A 14,930-nucleotide genomic window follows, 5' to 3' on the forward strand; every position below is an offset into this window, starting at 1 on the left:
GTTCGGGCCGGAAAACGAAAAAACCTCTCGCGGGTGCGAGAGGTCTGCGCGCGGGTCTGGGGCACGGTGGCCGCCTCCGCGAAGTTCTTTCGCGGCTCAGCGGCCACTGGGGACCGGCGCGCTGCTGTCCATAATCATGAGCTGAGCAGGCACGTCGGCAGTCTGCCATACCGCATGCCGCGCATGGACGGGGATCTCAGCATGCGGGCAGGCCCGTCCGATGGCTGGAGGGGCGGGGCGGCACCGCGGGCCGGGCGGGGCACCGGCTCAGGCTCCGGCCCCCGGGGTCAGCGCCTCGCTGAGGAACTCGCCGACGTGCTCCAGGATGTCGCCCCGCCCTATCCCGGGCAGACCGACGGCGACCTGGATGCTGAACCCGTCGAGGAGGGCCCGCAGCCGGGCCGCGAAGCGGTCCGGGTCGACCGGGCGGAACTCTCCGCGCGAGATGCCCTCGGCGAGCAGGGCCACCAGGTCGCGGTGCCAGGCGCCCTCGATGGCCCCCTGGCGGTCCCGCTCCCCCGGTCCCGCGTTCTGCGAGCGGTTCCAGACCTCCAGCCACAGCGTCCAGTGCGGATCCCGGGCGCCCTCGGGCACGTACAGGTCCACGTACGCCTGCAGGCGCTCGCGCGCCGGGCCGCGGCGGGACAGCAGGGCGCGGCGGCGGGTGCCGAGCGCCGCCTCGCTCCACTCCAGGGTCTGCAGCAGGAGCTCGTCCTTGGTGCGGAAGTAATAGAGGAGGTGGCCGCTGCTCATGCCGACCTGGCGGCCCAGGCCGGCCATGGTCAGACCGTCCAGGCCGCGTTCGGCGATGGTGGCCATGGCGGCGACCAGTACGTCCTCGCGCGGCGGCGCGTTCTTGCGCGCGGCACGTACCTCACCCGCCACCATGGCCCACTCCTCGTCCCGGCCGCCCTCTCGGGGTCAGACCTTCGGCTGCTGCTGGGTGATGCAGTGGATACCGCCACCCCCGGCGAAAATCGTACGTGCGTCGACGAGCGTCACGGTCCGCTCGGGGAAGAGACCTCGGAAGATCTCCGCCGCTTCCTCGTCGCGCGGGTCGTCGAAGGCGCACAGGACCACGCCGCCGTTGCACAGGTAGTGGTTGATGTAGGAGTAATCGACCCATTCCCCGTCCTCTTCCAGCACGGTCGGCGCCGGGATCTCCACGACCTGGAGCTGACGCCCCTGGGCGTCGGTGGCCGCGCGCAGGAGGGCGGCGATGGTCTTGCCGCGCTCGTGGTCCGGGTGGGCCGGGTCGGGCTGGCTGTGGACCATGACCACGCCGGGGCGGGCGAAGGCGGCGACGATGTCCACGTGGCCCTGGGTGCCGTAGGTGCCGTAGTCGCCGGCCAGGCCGTACGGGAGCCAGATCGCCTTGGTGGTACCGAGGTGGGCGTGGATCTCTGCCTCGACCTGCTCGCGGGTCCAGTCGGGGTTGCGGCCCTTGCCGAGCTGCACGGTGTCGGTGAGGAGCACGGTGCCCTCGCCGTCCACGTGGATGGCGCCGCCCTCGTTGACCAGCGCGGTGCTGTAGGTGCGGGTCCCGACGATGCCGGAGATCTCCCGGGCGATCTTCGAGTCGTGGTCCCAGCGGGCCCAGTCCTGGGCGCCCCAGCCGTTGAAGGTCCAGTCGACGGCGGCCAGCTCGCCCGCGTCGTTGGTGACGAAGGTCGGGCCGATGTCGCGCATCCAGGCGTCGTCGAGCTCACGCTCGACCAGCTCGATGTCATCGCCCACGATAGAGCGTGCGCTCTCGGCGTCACCGGGCGAGACCACCAGGGTCACCGGCTCGTACGAGCGCACCGCGCGGGCGACGGCGCCCCAGGCCTCGCGGGCCTCGGCGAGCTCCTGCTCGTTGGTGAAGGTGGGGTTGGGGCTGGGCCAGGCCATCCAGGTGCGCTCGTGGGGCGTCCACTCGGCGGGCATCCGGAATCCGGCGTTCACGGGCGTGGTGTCGGTCATGGCAGGAAGGTCCTTAGAGACTGTGCTGACTTACAGACTGTGCTGTTCACAGGAAGTACAGGCGGTTGAGGGAGACCGATTCGGCGGCTTCGGAGCGCAGCGGTTCCCCGTCTAGGGAGACGAGTCCGCTGCGCGCGTCCACATCGACCGCGCCCACCCGGGAGTTGAGGAGCAGGTTCCCGGGGCCGATGCCCCGGGTGCCGCGGACGGCGACCCGGCGCCTGCGGGTCGGCATCTCGTCGCCGCCCAGGGCCGCCGCGGCGGCCGAGACGAAGGCTACGGAGATATCGGCAGCGGTGGCCCCGTACGAGCCGAACTGCGGTCCGAGGACCAGCGGTTCGCAGGTGTCGGTGGCGGCGTTGGGGTCACCGGTGACCCCGTAGGCCGGGAAGCCGGACTTGAGGACCAGCTGCGGCTTGGCGCCGAAGAACTGGGGGCGCCACAGCACGATGTCGGCGAGCTTGCCGACCTCGATGGAGCCGATCTCGTGGGCCAGGCCGTGGGCGATGGCCGGGTTGATGGTCAGCTTGGCCATGTAGCGCAGGACGCGGGCGTTGTCGTCGCCCTCGCCGTCGCCTTCCAGCGGGCCGAGCTCGCCCTTCATCTTGGCGGCCATGGCGAAGGTGCGGCGGATGGTCTCGCCCGCGCGGCCCATGCCCTGGGCGTCGGAGGAGGTGATGCCGATCGCGCCGAGGTCGTGCAGGACGTCCTCGGCCCCCATCGTGCCCGCGCGGATCCGGTCGCGGGCCATGGCGGCGTCGCCGGGCAGGTCCGGCTTGAGGTCGTGGACGGAGACGATCATGCCGTAGTGCTCGGCGACCGCGTCCCGGCCGAAGGGCAGGGTCGGGTTGGTGGAGGAGCCGATGACGTTCGGCACGCCCGCCATCTTCAGGACGTTGGGGACGTGGCCGCCGCCGCAGCCCTCGATGTGGAAGGCGTGGATCGTCCGGCCGTCCAGCACCCGCAGGGTGTCCTCGACGGACAGGCACTCGTTGAGGCCGTCGCTGTGCAGGGCGACCTGGACGTCGTGCTCCTCGGCCACGCGCAGGGCGGTGTCCAGGGCGCGGGTGTGCGCGCCCATGTCCTCGTGGACCTTGAAGCCGCTCGCCCCGCCCTCGGCGAGGGCCTCGATCAGCGGCGCCGGGTCCGAGGAGGAACCGCGGGCCAGGAAGCCGATGTTGACGGGCCAGGCGTCGAAGGCGTTGAAGGCGTGCTTCAGCGCCCACGGCGAGTTGACCCCGACGCCCCAGACCGGGCCGAACTCCTGCCCGATGATCGTGGTGACGCCCGCGGCGAGCGAGGCCTCCATGATGCGCGGGGAGAGCAGGTGCACGTGGGTGTCGACGGCGCCTGCGGTGGCGATCATGCCCTCGCCGGAGACGATGCTCGTCCCCGTGCCGACGACCACGTCCACCCCGTCGAGGGTGTCGGGGTTGCCGGCCCGGCCGATCGCGTGGATGCGGCCCTCGCGGATGCCGATGGAGACCTTGCGGATGCCGAGGACGGCGTCGATGACCAGCACGTTGCTGATCACCACGTCGCAGGTGTCGCGGACGGCGGCGGCCTTCAGGTGCAGCCCGTCGCGGGCCGTCTTGCCGAAGCCGGCCAGGAACTCGTCCCCGGGCTTCTGCGCGTCGGACTCCACCCGGACGGTCAGCCCGGAGTCTCCGAGCCGGACCCGGTCGCCGGCGCGGGGGCCGAAGACGGAGGCGTACTCGTGCGGGTCGATGTGCCGGCTGCCGGGTGCGCAGTGGTCACTGTGCCGGGTCTGCTTGCTCACGCCTGGTCTCCGTCCGTGGCGTCGGTTCCTTCGGCTCCGCCGGTTCCATCGGTTCCGCCGGTTCCATCGGTTCCGAGGTAGCCGCAGGCGGCCGCGCGGCGCAGGGCTTCGGCCTTGGCGCCCGGGGCGTCCAGGGGGCCGTCGACCAGCCCCGCGAAGCCGATCGCGATGCGGTCCCCGCCGATGGGGACGAGGCCGACCTCGCCCTCGCCGTGCGGGTCGAACCGTACGGACGAGCCCGCCGGTACGCACAGGCGCATGCCGTACGCCGCCGCGCGGTCGAAGTCGAGGCGCGGGTTGGCCTCGAAGAAGTGGAAGTGGGAGGTGACGCTCACCGGCACCGGGGCGGTGTTGCGCACGCGCAGGTGGACCGCGGGCTCCGGCTGGGGGGCTCCGGGGCCGGGTACGACCGCGCCCGGCGCGTCCTCGCCCAGGCCGACGGCGCCCCGGATCGGGGACGAGACCACCGCGAGGCGGGATCCGTCGTCGAAGACGGCCTCCACGTGCACCTCGGTGACCACGTCGCTGACTCCGGGAAGGACGTCGTCCGGGCCCAGCACGGAGCGGGCCTCCTCGATGGCCTCCGCCAGCCGCTTGCCGTCGCGCGCGGCCTCGCAGACCGTGTCCGCGACGAGCGCGGTCGCCTCCGGGACGTTGAGCTTCAGTCCGCGGGCCCGTCGCGCCCTGGCCAGTTCCGCAGCACTGCGGAGAAGCAGCCGGTCGCGCTCCGTAGGGGTCAGCCGCACGCCGATCCACCACCCTTTGAATCGATGGGTTAGAGCATCACTCTAACTCTTCATTTTCTCGCAATGAAGCATTGACCTGAGACCAAGGCTTAGGTCACATTGAGTGTCGCTCAAACACTGCATCGCCACCCCCCGCCCTGCCAAGGGAGTCCCCCCATGCCCATCGAACAGCGCGGAGTCGACACCATCCCGGAGGAGGAACGGACCAGCGGTCCCCGTGACCTGATCTCGATCCTCCTCGGCTCCAATCTCTGCCTCGGCGTGATCGTCTTCGGCTGGCTTCCCCCGTCCTTCGGACTGGGTCTGTGGCCCTCGGTCACCGCCATCGTGACCGGCACCCTCGTCGGCATCGCCTTCACCGCGCCGCTGGCGCTCGTATCCCTGCGCACGGGGACCAACCTCTCCACTTCCAGCGGCGCCCAGTTCGGCGTCCGCGGCCGGCTCGTCGGCTCGGTGGTCGGCCTGCTGCTCTCCCTCGGCTACACCGCGCTGACCCTGTGGATAGGCGGCGACGTGATGGTCGGCGCCCTGTCCCGGCTCACCGGGCTGCCGGACACCGGCGTATCCCGGGCCGTGATGTACGGCGTGCTCGCCGCGTGCACCGTCGTCGCAGCCGTCTTCGGCTACCGGCTGCTGCTGCGCATGAGCAAGGTGCTCTCCATCGGCATGGTGCTGCTCCTGGCCGTCGGCGTGTTCGCCTACGCACCCGACTTCACCACCGCCGCTCCGCCGGACACCGCGTACCTGCTCGGCTCCTTCTGGCCGACGTGGCTGCTCGCCGCCGTCGCCGCCGGGCTCAGCGGGCCCGTCGCCTTCATCACCCTGCTCGGCGACTACACCCGCTACATCTCCCCGCGCAGGCACAGCTCCCGCAAGGTGCTCTGGTCCACCGGGCTCGGCCTGCTCGTCGGGCTGCTGATCCCGCAGCTCTTCGGCACCTACACCGCGCTCGCCGCCCGGGCCGGCGCCGAGTACGCCGGTCCGCTGGTCGACGCCGCGCCGTTCTGGTACCTGGTTCCGCTGCTGGTCGCCGCGGCCGCCGGATCGGTGGGCAACGCCGGGCTGATGCTCTACTCCATGGGCCTCGACCTGGACGCCATCGTCCCCAAGGCCACCCGCACCACGGCCACCGTGATCGCCGCGGCCGTGGCCACCGCGTTCGTGTTCGTCGGCTCCTTCGAGTGGGACGTACAGGCCGCGATGACCTCGTTCGTGCTGGTACTGACCGCGATCGGCACCCCGTGGGCCGTGATCACCCTCATCGGCTACGTCCGCTGCCGCGGCCGCTACGACGCCGAGGCCCTGCAGGTGTTCAACCGCCGCTCCAAGGGCGGGGTCTACTGGTTCCGCGGCGGCTGGAACGTCCCGGCCACCCTCTCCTGGGCCGTCGGCGCGGGCGTCGGCCTGCTCGCCGTGACCACCCCGTTCTACGAGGGGCCGCTGCTGGCCCTGACCGGCGGCGTGGACTGCTCCTTCGTCCTCTCCGGCCTGACCGGCGGCCTGGTCTACACGGCCCTGACCGCCCGCACGGCCCCCGACCCGGCGCCGGCCGAGCAGGCCGCCGAGGAGCCGGTCGCCGCCTGAGCCACCCCGTACGCGGGTTCCCCGGTTCGGCCTCGCGGTCAACCATCGGGCCTGCGTCGGCGTCTACCAGTACAGCGGTGGCCGAACACGAGAGGGCCGCCACGAACGACACGGAGAGCCGTCGTGGAAGAACTCGCATACGTGGCGGGCAGGATCGTCAAGGGAGTCGCGGGCCTGGCCTACGTCTTCGGTGAGGCCCTGGTGGGCCTCGGCCCGGACGGGAAGCGCAAAGACGAGAAGAAGCACGAAGGCGAGGCGGACGAGGGGCGCTGACCACGCCCCCTGCCCTGCCCCTCACACCCCGAAGGCCCCCCGCACGATGCGCGGGGGGCCTTCGGGTGCTTCGGGACGGGACGGACTAGCCCAGCTGGTGCATCCAGCCGTGGGTGTCGGCGTTGTGGCCGGTCTGGAGGTCCAGGAGGGCCTTGCGGAGCTTCATGGTGACCTCGCCGGGCTCACCGTTGCCCTGGGTCCAGTTCGCACGCTCCGACTTGACGGAACCGACCGGGGTGATCACGGCGGCCGTACCGCAGGCGAAGACCTCGGTCAGGGTGCCGTTCTCGTTGTCGCGCTTCCAGTCCTCGGTGGTGATGCGGCCCTCCTCGGCGGTGTAGCCGAGGTCGCGGGCGATGGTGAGGAGGGAGTCGCGGGTGATGCCGGGGAGGAGCGAGCCGGTGAGCTCGGGGGTGACGATGCGGTCCCCGTACACGAAGTACAGGTTCATCCCGCCCATCTCCTCGATCCAGCGGTGCTCGACGGCGTCGAGCCAGACCACCTGGTCGCAGCCGTGCTCGGCGGCCTGGGCCTGCGCGACGAGCGACGCCGCGTAGTTTCCGCCGGTCTTGGCGGCGCCGGTGCCGCCCTTGGCGGCGCGGACGTACTCCTCGGAGAGCCAGACGGAGACGGGCTTGACGCCCCCGGGGAAGTAGGCGCCGGCGGGCGAGGCGATCACGATGAAGAGGAACTCGTTCGCCGGGCGGACGCCGAGGCCGACCTCCGTGGCGAACATGAAGGGCCGCAGGTAGAGCGAGGCCTCGCCGGAGTCCGGCACCCAGGCGCGGTCCTGCTTGATCAGCGCGTCGCAGGCGGCGATGAACAGCTCGGTCGGCAGCTCCGGCATCGCCATCCGGCGGGCGGAGGACTGGAAGCGCTCGGCGTTGGCCTGCGGACGGAAGGTGGCGACGGTGCCGTCGGGCTGCTTGTAGGCCTTGAGCCCCTCGAAGATCGTCTGCGCGTAGTGCAGGGTCATGTTCGCCGGGTCCATCGACAGCGGCGCGTACGGGACCAGCTCGGCGTCGTGCCAGCCGCGGCCCTCGGTCCACTTGATCGTGACCATGTGGTCGGTGAAGTGGCGGCCGAAGCCGGGGCTGACCAGGATCGCGTCGCGCTCCGCGGCGGACAGGGGGGTCGAGGAGGGCTTCAGCTCGATCGTGGGCGTCGTCATGAGTGCTTGTCCTTCACCGGTTTTGTAGGGCGGACCGCGCTCACGGCGTACTAGGACGTCCGAGCTTCCCCGTATTCCGCGGCCTCGCGTTCGATTATCGCGCGGGAGGACGCTTCGGTGAAACGGGGTGAATGCGGCCCAGGAGAGATGGTGACACCCGGGGCCGCACAGGAAAAGCCGCCGGGTGCGGTGGTCGCGACCCGGCGGCTTCCTGGAGGTGGTGCTACCGGGTCAGCCGGCTACGCGCGCGGCGAGGGCGTCGCCGATGGCGTCGGTGGAGCGGAAGGTGCCGTCGCGCTCGGCCAGGTCGGCGGAGACCGCGTCCTCGATGCAGGCGGCCTGGGCCTCGTAGCCGAGGTGGCGCAGCAGGAGGGCGACCGAGAGGATCGTCGCGGTCGGGTCGGCCTTGCCGGTGCCGGCGATGTCCGGGGCCGAGCCGTGGACGGGCTCGAACATGGACGGGAAGGCGCCGGTCGGGTTGATGTTGCCCGAGGCGGCCAGGCCGATTCCGCCGGTCACGGCGGCGGCGAGGTCGGTGAGGATGTCACCGAAGAGGTTGTCCGTGACGATGACGTCGAAGCGCTCCGGCTGGGTGACGAAGAAGATCGTCGCGGCGTCGACGTGCAGGTAGTCGGTGGTGACCTCGGGGTACTCCTGGCCGACCTTGTCGAAGATGTTCTTCCACAGGTGACCGGCGTACACGAGCACGTTGTTCTTGTGGACCAGCGTCAGCTTCTTGCGCGGGCGGCCGTTGGCACGCTCGTACGCGTCACGGACCACGCGCTCCACGCCGTAGGCCGTGTTGAGGCTGACCTCGGTGGCCACCTCGGCCGGGGTGCCGGTGCGCAGGCTGCCGCCGTTGCCGGTGTACGGGCCTTCGGTGCCCTCGCGGACCACGACGAAGTCGATCTCCGGACGGCCGGCGAGCGGGGTGGCCGTGTTGGGGAAGAGCTTCGACGGGCGCAGGTTGATGAAGTGGTCGAAGGCGAAGCGGAGCTTCAGCAGCAGACCGCGCTCCAGGACGCCCGACGGGACCGAGGGGTCGCCGATGGCGCCCAGCAGGATCGCGTCGTGGTGCTTGAGGGCTTCGAGCTCCGCGTCCGGGAGGGTTTCACCGGTGCGGTGCCAGCGCTGGGCGCCGAGGTCGTATTCCTTGGTCTCCAGCTTCACATCCTGGGGCAGGACCGCGGTAAGGACCTTGAGGCCCTGAGCCACGACTTCCTGGCCGATGCCATCACCGGGGATCACTGCGAGATTGATGCTGGTCGACATGGTGGAACCGTACTCCTTGTCCCATCCCTCAGACATATTGCGTCCACCATGTGGACGCAATATGTCTCGGGCCGGGGAGCGTTCAGCGGCAGGTCAGCGACCGGTCGGCGGCAGGCCGCGGCGGCCGGTCGGCAGCCGGTCAGTGGCCGGTCGAGCCGCCGTTGTCGCGGCGGTCCAGCGCGCGCTGGAGGGCGGCGGCGGCGTTCTTGCGGTCCGCCTCGGCGGAAGCGGAGCGGCGGACGCGGCGGGCGGCGGTGGAGGGGGTGTGCGTCATGGTGATCGACTCCTTGAGATCACGGCGCGGCGGGGCCGCGGATGAGGGGTTCCTTCAAGGCGCCGGAAGAGGCGGGGAGCGGTGCGCGGCAGGGGTTGCCTGCCATGGGGCGCGCGCTCTCGACCGCCATTCGCCGGATCGGCGAGACGTTCGGCTTCTACAACGTAAGCCAGCTCCCGCTGTATGTCTCCGCAATTACTCGGACTTCCTACTATCTGAGACGCCGAACCACTCGGAAGCCCCTCTCCCGGGCTCCGATTTCAGCCGCTCACGGCACGAAGTTCCCTGATCAGAGCCCGTACGGAGAGAGTCGCAGCAGATTCCGGTGTAGTGACGTACCCCACGCGTCTCACCGGCCCCTCCGGACCCAAACCGGTGACGTCCACGGCTCCGGTCGCCTCCCGGAGCGACAGCTCGGGCATGATCGCCATGCCGAGCCCCCGCCCGACCATGGTCAGCACCATCGCGTCGTCCTCCGCCTTGACCGTCGCCCGCGGGATCCAGTCCTGCGCCAGCCACCAGGTGCGCGTGTAGGAGCCGCAGTTCTCGTCCCAGTCCATCAGCGGCAGCGCCTTCGGGTCGGGGTGCCCCGCCGGATGCACCAGGGCGTACGCCTCCTCCACGAGGACCCCGCTCAGCAGACCGGGCGGCAGGCCCTGCGCCACGCCCAGCGTCGCGATGCCGAGGTCGGCGCGGCCCGCGGTCACCTCCCCGGCCGCGCCGGCGCCGAGCTCGCGCACCACCCGGACCTCGGGGCGGATGCCGGGGTGACGGGCGGTGAGCCGCTCCAGGGCCGGGGGCAGCAGGTGCAGGGCCGCGCTGCGGAAGGCGGCGATGCGCAGCACGCCGGCCGGCTCCGCCGGGGCCGCGGCCCCGCCCGCGCCGCGCACCTCCGCGCCCATGACCTCGTAGAGCCGCAGGATCCGGCGGGCGTGCCCGACGGCCCGCTCCCCAGCCGGGGTGGGCGAGGCGCCGGTGCGGCCGCGCTCGAAGAGCACCGCGCCGAGCTTGGCCTCGCTGCCGCGCACCGAGTGCGAGACGGCCGACTGGGTGAGGCCGAGCGAGGCGGCCGCGGCGGAGAAGCCGCCGCGCTCGGCGACGGCCACCAGCACCCGCAGTTCCTGTGGAAGGAGCTCGGCCACCGGGCCTCACCTCGTTCTATGAGCGTCGTTCATGGATGTGCGGCTTCCATGAACCAAACCCCCTGCCCGGCCCCGCGATTCCCTCCTAGCGTCGGCGCCATGACCACGAACACCGCATACGCCGTCCACCAGATCGCCCGGCCGGCCGGCTTCCCCGCCGCCTCCGACTTCGCCTACGTCCGCACCCCCGTCCCCGAGCCGCGGCCCGGCACCGCCCTGGTGCGGAACCTGCTGCTCTCGGTGGACCCGTACCACCGCGGACTGATGGACGGCGGCGAGGGCGGCTTCGAGCTGGGCACCCCGCTGGAAGGCCGTTCGGTGGGCCGGGTCATCGCCTCCCGCGACCCGGGCCTCGCGGAGGGCGACCTGGTCTTCCACCGCGAGGGCTGGCGCACCCACGCCCTCGTCACCCTGGGCGCGGGCGGCACCCGGACGCTGCGCGGCCACGAGGGCGTCCCGCTGGAGGCGTACCTCTCCATCCTCGGCGGCACCGGCCTGACCGCGTACGCCGCCCTGACCCGCACCGCGGGCCTGCGCGCGGGCGAGGACCTCTTCGTCTCGGCCGCGGCGGGCGGAGTCGGAACGGCCACCGGCCGCATCGCCCGGCTGCTCGGTGCCCGCCGGATCATCGGCAGCGCGGGTTCGGTGGCGAAGGTCCGCCACCTCACCGGGGTCCTCGGCTTCGACGCGGCCTTCGACTACCACGACGGGCCGGTCGGCGAGCAGCTCGCGCAGGCCGCGGCCGCCACGGGGGCGGGCGGCATCGACGTCTACGTGGACAACGTCGGCGGGGACCACCTGGAGGGGGCGATCGACGTGCTCCGCGAGTACGGACGGATCGCCTGGGTCGGCGGGATCTCGATGTACAACGGCGACCGCTCCCCCGCCGCTCCCCGCAACCTCTTCGAGGTCGTACACAAGTCACTCCGCCTGGAAGGGGTATTGGTTCGCAATCACACCAATCTGCAGGACGAACTGGAGGACTTCCTCGTCCCCCATCTGCGCAGTGGCCGGATCGGTACCGACACCACCGTTGTACAGGGGTTTGATCACACGGTGGACGCTTTCCGGGGCATGCTCCGAGGGGACAATCTGGGCAAGATGCTCGTACGGGTCGACGGCTGAATCAGGTCACCCGGATGTTCACCGACTTCTTACCGCACGCATGTAGACCTTTGGCGCGGCTACCGCCACTCTTGCCGTCAATGTGCCAGCGGGGCACTTGAGTTGGAGGCGAGCAGCCAGTGACACCTATCAGCCGCAGAGGATTCGTGGGAATCGGCGCCGGGCTGATGGCAGGGGCGGCCCTGCCCGCGATCGCGCCGACCTCGGCGGCCGCGGCCGCCGCGTCCGGCACGATCACCGACGTGAAGCACGTGGTGATCCTGATGCAGGAGAACCGCAGCTTCGACCACTACTTCGGCAAGCTGAAGGGTGTCCGCGGCTTCGGCGACCGCGCCGCCGGAAACATCCCGGGCGGCTGGGGCATGTTCAACCAGCCCAACTGGGGCGGCCGCCAGTACCCGTGGAAGCTCAGCTCCACCCCGCCGGCGGGCGGGGTCGACGGCGAGACCCTCGCCCAGTGCAACGGCGACCTCCCGCACAGCTGGACCTCGCAGCACGCGGCCTGGAACAAGGGCCGCATGGACAACTTCGTCACCGGCGTCGGCAACACCCGCACCCTCGGGTACCTCGACCGCGGCGACATACCCTTCCACTACGGCCTCGCCGACAACTACACGATCTGCGACGCCTACTTCTGCTCCACCCTGAGCGCGACCGGCCCCAACCGCACCTTCCTGTGGAGCGGCAAGATCGACGCCTCCAGCAAGGACGGCGGCGACGAGTCCGGGCTGACCTGGGAGACGTACGCGGAGGCCCTCCAGCGCGCCGGGATGAGCTGGAAGGTGTACCAGAACGCCCAGGACAACTACGGGGACAACGGGCTCGCCTACTTCAAGAAGTTCACCGACGCCTCCCCCGGCAACCCGCTGTGGGACCGCGGCATGGGCTCCGTCCCCAAGGTCACCGGCTCCACCCCCGACGACATCGCCGCCGCCATCCGCGCGGACGTCGTCGCCGGCACCCTCCCGCAGGTCTCCTGGGTCGTGGCGAACGAGGCCTTCTCCGAGCACCCGTACGCCCCGCCCGGCGACGGCGCGCACTTCGTGGACCTGGTCTACCGCGCCCTCTCGGCCAACCCGGAGGTCTTCGACTCCACCGTCCTCTTCCTCAACTACGACGAGAACGACGGCTTCTTCGACCACGTCCCGCCGCCGGTCGCCCCGCCCGGCACCGCCGGCGAGTACATCGACGGCGTCCCGATCGGACTCGGATTCCGCGTCCCGATGCTCGTGATGTCCCCGTGGACCCGCGGCGGCTGGGTGAGCTCCGAGGTCTTCGACCACACCTCGGTCCTGCGCTTCATGGAGAAGTGGACGGCGGCCCTCGGGACCCCGGCCACCTGTCCGAACATCAGCGCCTGGCGCCGCAAGGTGGTCGGCGACCTGACGGGCGTCTTCGACTTCGCGCACCCGGTCTACGGGGTTCCCGCCGGCCTCCCCTCCACGGCCAAGGTCATCGGCCAGGCGACCTGCGGCCCGCTCCCCAACCCAGTGCCCCAGGACAACGCGCAGCCGGCCCAGGAGGCCGGGACCCGGCCCGCGCGCGCCCTTCCGTACCAGGTCAACGGGAACCTGGACCGCTTCGAGTTCGGGTCGGGCGGCAAGATCCTGGCCTGGTTCTCGATGACGAACGCGGGCACCGAGGCGAAGCAGGCGGCGCACTTCTCGATCCACCCGCACCAGTACCGGGACACGGCCGCCTGGCAGTACACGGTGGACGCCGGCGCCACGTCGACGGACTACTTCAACATCGGCACGGGCAGCGGCTCCGGCAAGTACGACATCTCGATGTACGGGCCGAACCGCTTCCTGCGGCGTTTCATCGGCGATGCGTCGAAGGCGGGGAAGTCGATCGAGGTCGCGTCCCGCTTCGCGGTGGAGCCGGGCACCGGCAAGACGGCGCTCCACCTCAAGATGACGAACGCCTCGGCCTCGCCGGTCACCTTCACGATCCGCGCGAACGCCTACCGCACGGACGGCCCGTGGACCTACACCGTGCCGGCGAACTCCTCGCGCGAGGACTACTTCAACGCCGTCGCCTACAACAACGGCTGGTACGACTTCACGGTCCTCGCCGACTCCGACGGCACCTGGTCGCGCCGCTACACGGGCCACATCGAGACGGGCGCGCCGAGCATCAGCGGCAGCTAGAGCACGTCGCCGTTGCGCCAGTCGAAGGAGAGCGGCCCGGCGGTGGGATCGAGCAGCACCCCACCGCCGGGCGGCGCCCACACGTACGTCGACCCCTCCTCCTCGGGCAGCCGCTCGGGCCCGCCGGGCCCGAGCACCCCGACCTCCCCGCCCCACACCCGCCAGCCGCGGCCCGCGTACAGCCGGGCCCCGGCGGCGGAGGCACTGAGCGCCCCGAGCACGTAGCCCCGCGCGACGACCCCCTCGACCGCCTCCATCACCGTGCCGCCGAGCCCGCACCGGCGCCGGTCGGCCCGCACCGCCACGGCCTCGACGTACCCGGTGCGCAGCGCCAGGCCCCCGTGCAGGACCCGCCGCTGCACGACGCTCCCGTGCGCGACGAGCTCGCCGTCCTCGTGCACCAGCACGTGCATCCCGCCCAGCGCGTGCTCGAAGTCCTCGTCCCCGAAGTCCCCTTCGAAGGCGGCGTCGAGCAGCTCCCGCACCTGACGCAGCTCTCCCCCGGCCAGCTGCGAGGTGTGCCGCAGCGAGACCGCGCCCCCGGTCCCCGTGTCCTCATCACCCATCCCGGGACCGTACCAAGGGGGCTCCCCCACCGCCCGTATCCGCTATGCGGACATGAAATATCGCCCACCGGCCGAATGGGGCCGACGCGGGTCTGGCGGTCTGGACCATTGCCTCGGCAGACTCGCCCCATGTCTCCCGATACCCAGCAGTGGACCCCGATCCACGGCCAGCCGTACCGTCCCGCCCCCTACCGCCCCGAGCGGATGCCGGCGCCGGAATCGCTTGCGCGGGCCGCCGAGCTCCGTTCGCGGATGGACGGGCGCAGGACCGTACGCCACTTCTCCCCCGACCCGGTGCCCGAGCAGGTGGTCCGGGACGCCATCGCGTGCGCCGCGACCGCACCCTCCGGTGCGCACCAGCAGCCGTGGACCTTCGTCCTGGTCAAGGACCCGGCCGTACGGGAGCAGATCCGCGCGGCCGCCGAGCAGGAGGAGCAGCTGTCCTACGACGGCCGCCTCGGCGACGAATGGCTCGCGGCCCTGCGCCCCATCGGCACGGACGCCGTGAAGACCCACCTCACCGACGCCCCGGCCCTGATCGTGGTCTTCCAGCAGCGCTACTGGCTCGGCGAGGACGGCACGAAGCACAAGCACTACTACGTCGACGAGTCGGTCGGCATCGCGGTCGGCATGCTCCTGTCCGCCCTCCACCTCTCCGGCCTGGCCGCCCTGATCCACACACCGAGCCCGATGCGCTTCCTCTCCCACGTCCTGAACCGCCCCGAGAACGAAAAGGCCTTCGCGGTCATCCCGGTTGGCTACCCGTCGGACGACTGCGAGGTCCCGGACCTCACCCGCAAGTCCCTGGACCAGGTCATCGTGGAGGTCTAGGCGGACCGCCTGGGCCTGGCCCGGACATGAAACCGCCCCCGCTCCGGACTTGGG

At 71.4% G+C, this 14,930-nt stretch carries 14 protein-coding genes; 5 read left to right on the forward strand and 9 right to left on the reverse strand.

What is annotated here, in order from left to right:
* Positions 1–267: 267 nt before the first annotated feature.
* From ACE1OC_RS12470 to ureA, 4 genes are read right to left on the reverse strand one after another with little or no spacing between them, the layout of a single operon-like run.
* Positions 268–888 carry a TetR/AcrR family transcriptional regulator gene (locus ACE1OC_RS12470; protein WP_250742438.1) on the reverse strand — a complete coding sequence of 207 codons (621 nt, stop codon included), beginning with the start codon at positions 886–888 and terminating at the stop codon, positions 268–270.
* Between the two features lie 33 nt (positions 889–921).
* Entirely contained in the window at positions 922–1,962 is a 1,041-nt protein-coding gene (locus ACE1OC_RS12475) for an agmatine deiminase family protein (RefSeq protein WP_407837070.1), read from the reverse strand.
* 46 nt (positions 1,963–2,008) lie between these two features.
* Positions 2,009–3,742 (reverse strand): urease subunit alpha, encoded by a 1,734-nt coding sequence (locus ACE1OC_RS12480; RefSeq protein ID WP_407837071.1) that lies wholly within the window; start codon positions 3,740–3,742, stop codon positions 2,009–2,011.
* Entirely contained in the window at positions 3,739–4,488 is a 750-nt protein-coding gene (ureA, locus tag ACE1OC_RS12485; protein WP_407837072.1) for an urease subunit gamma, read from the reverse strand. The genes ACE1OC_RS12480 and ureA overlap by 4 nt, the downstream gene beginning before the upstream one ends.
* 156 nt (positions 4,489–4,644) lie before the next feature.
* Here ureA and ACE1OC_RS12490 point away from each other — a divergent pair, with 156 nt between their 5' ends.
* Together ACE1OC_RS12490 and ACE1OC_RS12495 are read left to right on the forward strand one after the other, a co-directional pair.
* Positions 4,645–6,072, forward strand: coding sequence for a cytosine permease (locus ACE1OC_RS12490; RefSeq protein WP_407837073.1), 1,428 nt, complete (start codon positions 4,645–4,647; stop codon positions 6,070–6,072).
* Between the two features lie 123 nt (positions 6,073–6,195).
* On the forward strand, positions 6,196–6,345 hold the full coding sequence (locus ACE1OC_RS12495) for a hypothetical protein (RefSeq protein WP_407837074.1): 150 nt from the start codon (positions 6,196–6,198) through the stop codon (positions 6,343–6,345).
* A gap of 85 nt (positions 6,346–6,430) precedes the next feature.
* Here ACE1OC_RS12495 and ACE1OC_RS12500 read toward each other — a convergent pair whose 3' ends face one another.
* The 4 genes from ACE1OC_RS12500 to ACE1OC_RS12515 form a co-directional block, all read right to left on the reverse strand.
* The gene (locus tag ACE1OC_RS12500) at positions 6,431–7,516 is read right to left on the reverse strand and encodes a branched-chain amino acid aminotransferase (RefSeq protein WP_274549719.1); all 1,086 of its coding nucleotides are present in this window, start codon (positions 7,514–7,516) and stop codon (positions 6,431–6,433) included.
* Positions 7,517–7,747: 231 nt separating this feature from the next.
* Positions 7,748–8,788, reverse strand: a complete 1,041-nt coding sequence (locus tag ACE1OC_RS12505; RefSeq protein ID WP_407837075.1) for a 3-isopropylmalate dehydrogenase — start codon at positions 8,786–8,788, stop codon at positions 7,748–7,750.
* A gap of 139 nt (positions 8,789–8,927) precedes the next feature.
* Entirely contained in the window at positions 8,928–9,062 is a 135-nt protein-coding gene (locus ACE1OC_RS12510; RefSeq protein WP_407837076.1) for a hypothetical protein, read from the reverse strand.
* A gap of 260 nt (positions 9,063–9,322) precedes the next feature.
* Positions 9,323–10,204 carry a LysR family transcriptional regulator gene (locus tag ACE1OC_RS12515; protein ID WP_407837077.1) on the reverse strand — a complete coding sequence of 294 codons (882 nt, stop codon included), beginning with the start codon at positions 10,202–10,204 and terminating at the stop codon, positions 9,323–9,325.
* Positions 10,205–10,303: 99 nt separating this feature from the next.
* On the opposite strand from ACE1OC_RS12515, the gene ACE1OC_RS12520 reads away from it, so the two are divergent.
* On the forward strand, positions 10,304–11,329 hold the full coding sequence (locus tag ACE1OC_RS12520; protein WP_407837078.1) for an NADP-dependent oxidoreductase: 1,026 nt from the start codon (positions 10,304–10,306) through the stop codon (positions 11,327–11,329).
* Between the two features lie 119 nt (positions 11,330–11,448).
* Complete coding sequence (locus ACE1OC_RS12525; protein ID WP_407837079.1) at positions 11,449–13,479, forward strand: phosphocholine-specific phospholipase C; 2,031 nt, start codon at positions 11,449–11,451, stop codon at positions 13,477–13,479.
* Here the strand turns inward: ACE1OC_RS12525 and ACE1OC_RS12530 are convergent.
* Positions 13,476–14,045 carry a GNAT family N-acetyltransferase gene (locus ACE1OC_RS12530; protein ID WP_407837080.1) on the reverse strand — a complete coding sequence of 190 codons (570 nt, stop codon included), beginning with the start codon at positions 14,043–14,045 and terminating at the stop codon, positions 13,476–13,478. The genes ACE1OC_RS12525 and ACE1OC_RS12530 overlap by 4 nt on opposite strands.
* A gap of 129 nt (positions 14,046–14,174) precedes the next feature.
* Between ACE1OC_RS12530 and ACE1OC_RS12535 the strand changes: the two genes are divergently transcribed.
* A complete protein-coding gene (locus ACE1OC_RS12535; protein ID WP_351380377.1) occupies positions 14,175–14,876 on the forward strand; it encodes a nitroreductase family protein in 702 nt (233 codons plus the stop codon).
* Positions 14,877–14,930: the final 54 nt, after the last annotated feature.

Source organism: Streptomyces stoeckheimensis (assembly GCF_045822005.1).
In the GTDB taxonomy this organism is placed as follows: Bacteria; Actinomycetota; Actinomycetes; order Streptomycetales; family Streptomycetaceae; genus Streptomyces; species Streptomyces stoeckheimensis.

Bases quoted from the DNA above. Each gene is read 5' to 3' on its own strand.
- ACE1OC_RS12470 (WP_250742438.1), bottom strand. From the start codon at position 888: ATGGTGGCGGGTGAGGTACGTGCCGCGCGCAAGAACGCGCCGCCGCGC.
- ACE1OC_RS12475 (WP_407837070.1), bottom strand. From the start codon at position 1,962: ATGACCGACACCACGCCCGTGAACGCCGGATTCCGGATGCCCGCCGAG.
- ACE1OC_RS12490 (WP_407837073.1), top strand. From the start codon at position 4,645: ATGCCCATCGAACAGCGCGGAGTCGACACCATCCCGGAGGAGGAACGG.
- ACE1OC_RS12500 (WP_274549719.1), bottom strand. From the start codon at position 7,516: ATGACGACGCCCACGATCGAGCTGAAGCCCTCCTCGACCCCCCTGTCC.
- ACE1OC_RS12505 (WP_407837075.1), bottom strand. From the start codon at position 8,788: ATGTCGACCAGCATCAATCTCGCAGTGATCCCCGGTGATGGCATCGGC.
- ACE1OC_RS12510 (WP_407837076.1), bottom strand. From the start codon at position 9,062: ATGACGCACACCCCCTCCACCGCCGCCCGCCGCGTCCGCCGCTCCGCT.
- ACE1OC_RS12520 (WP_407837078.1), top strand. From the start codon at position 10,304: ATGACCACGAACACCGCATACGCCGTCCACCAGATCGCCCGGCCGGCC.
- ACE1OC_RS12530 (WP_407837080.1), bottom strand. From the start codon at position 14,045: ATGGGTGATGAGGACACGGGGACCGGGGGCGCGGTCTCGCTGCGGCAC.
- ACE1OC_RS12535 (WP_351380377.1), top strand. From the start codon at position 14,175: ATGTCTCCCGATACCCAGCAGTGGACCCCGATCCACGGCCAGCCGTAC.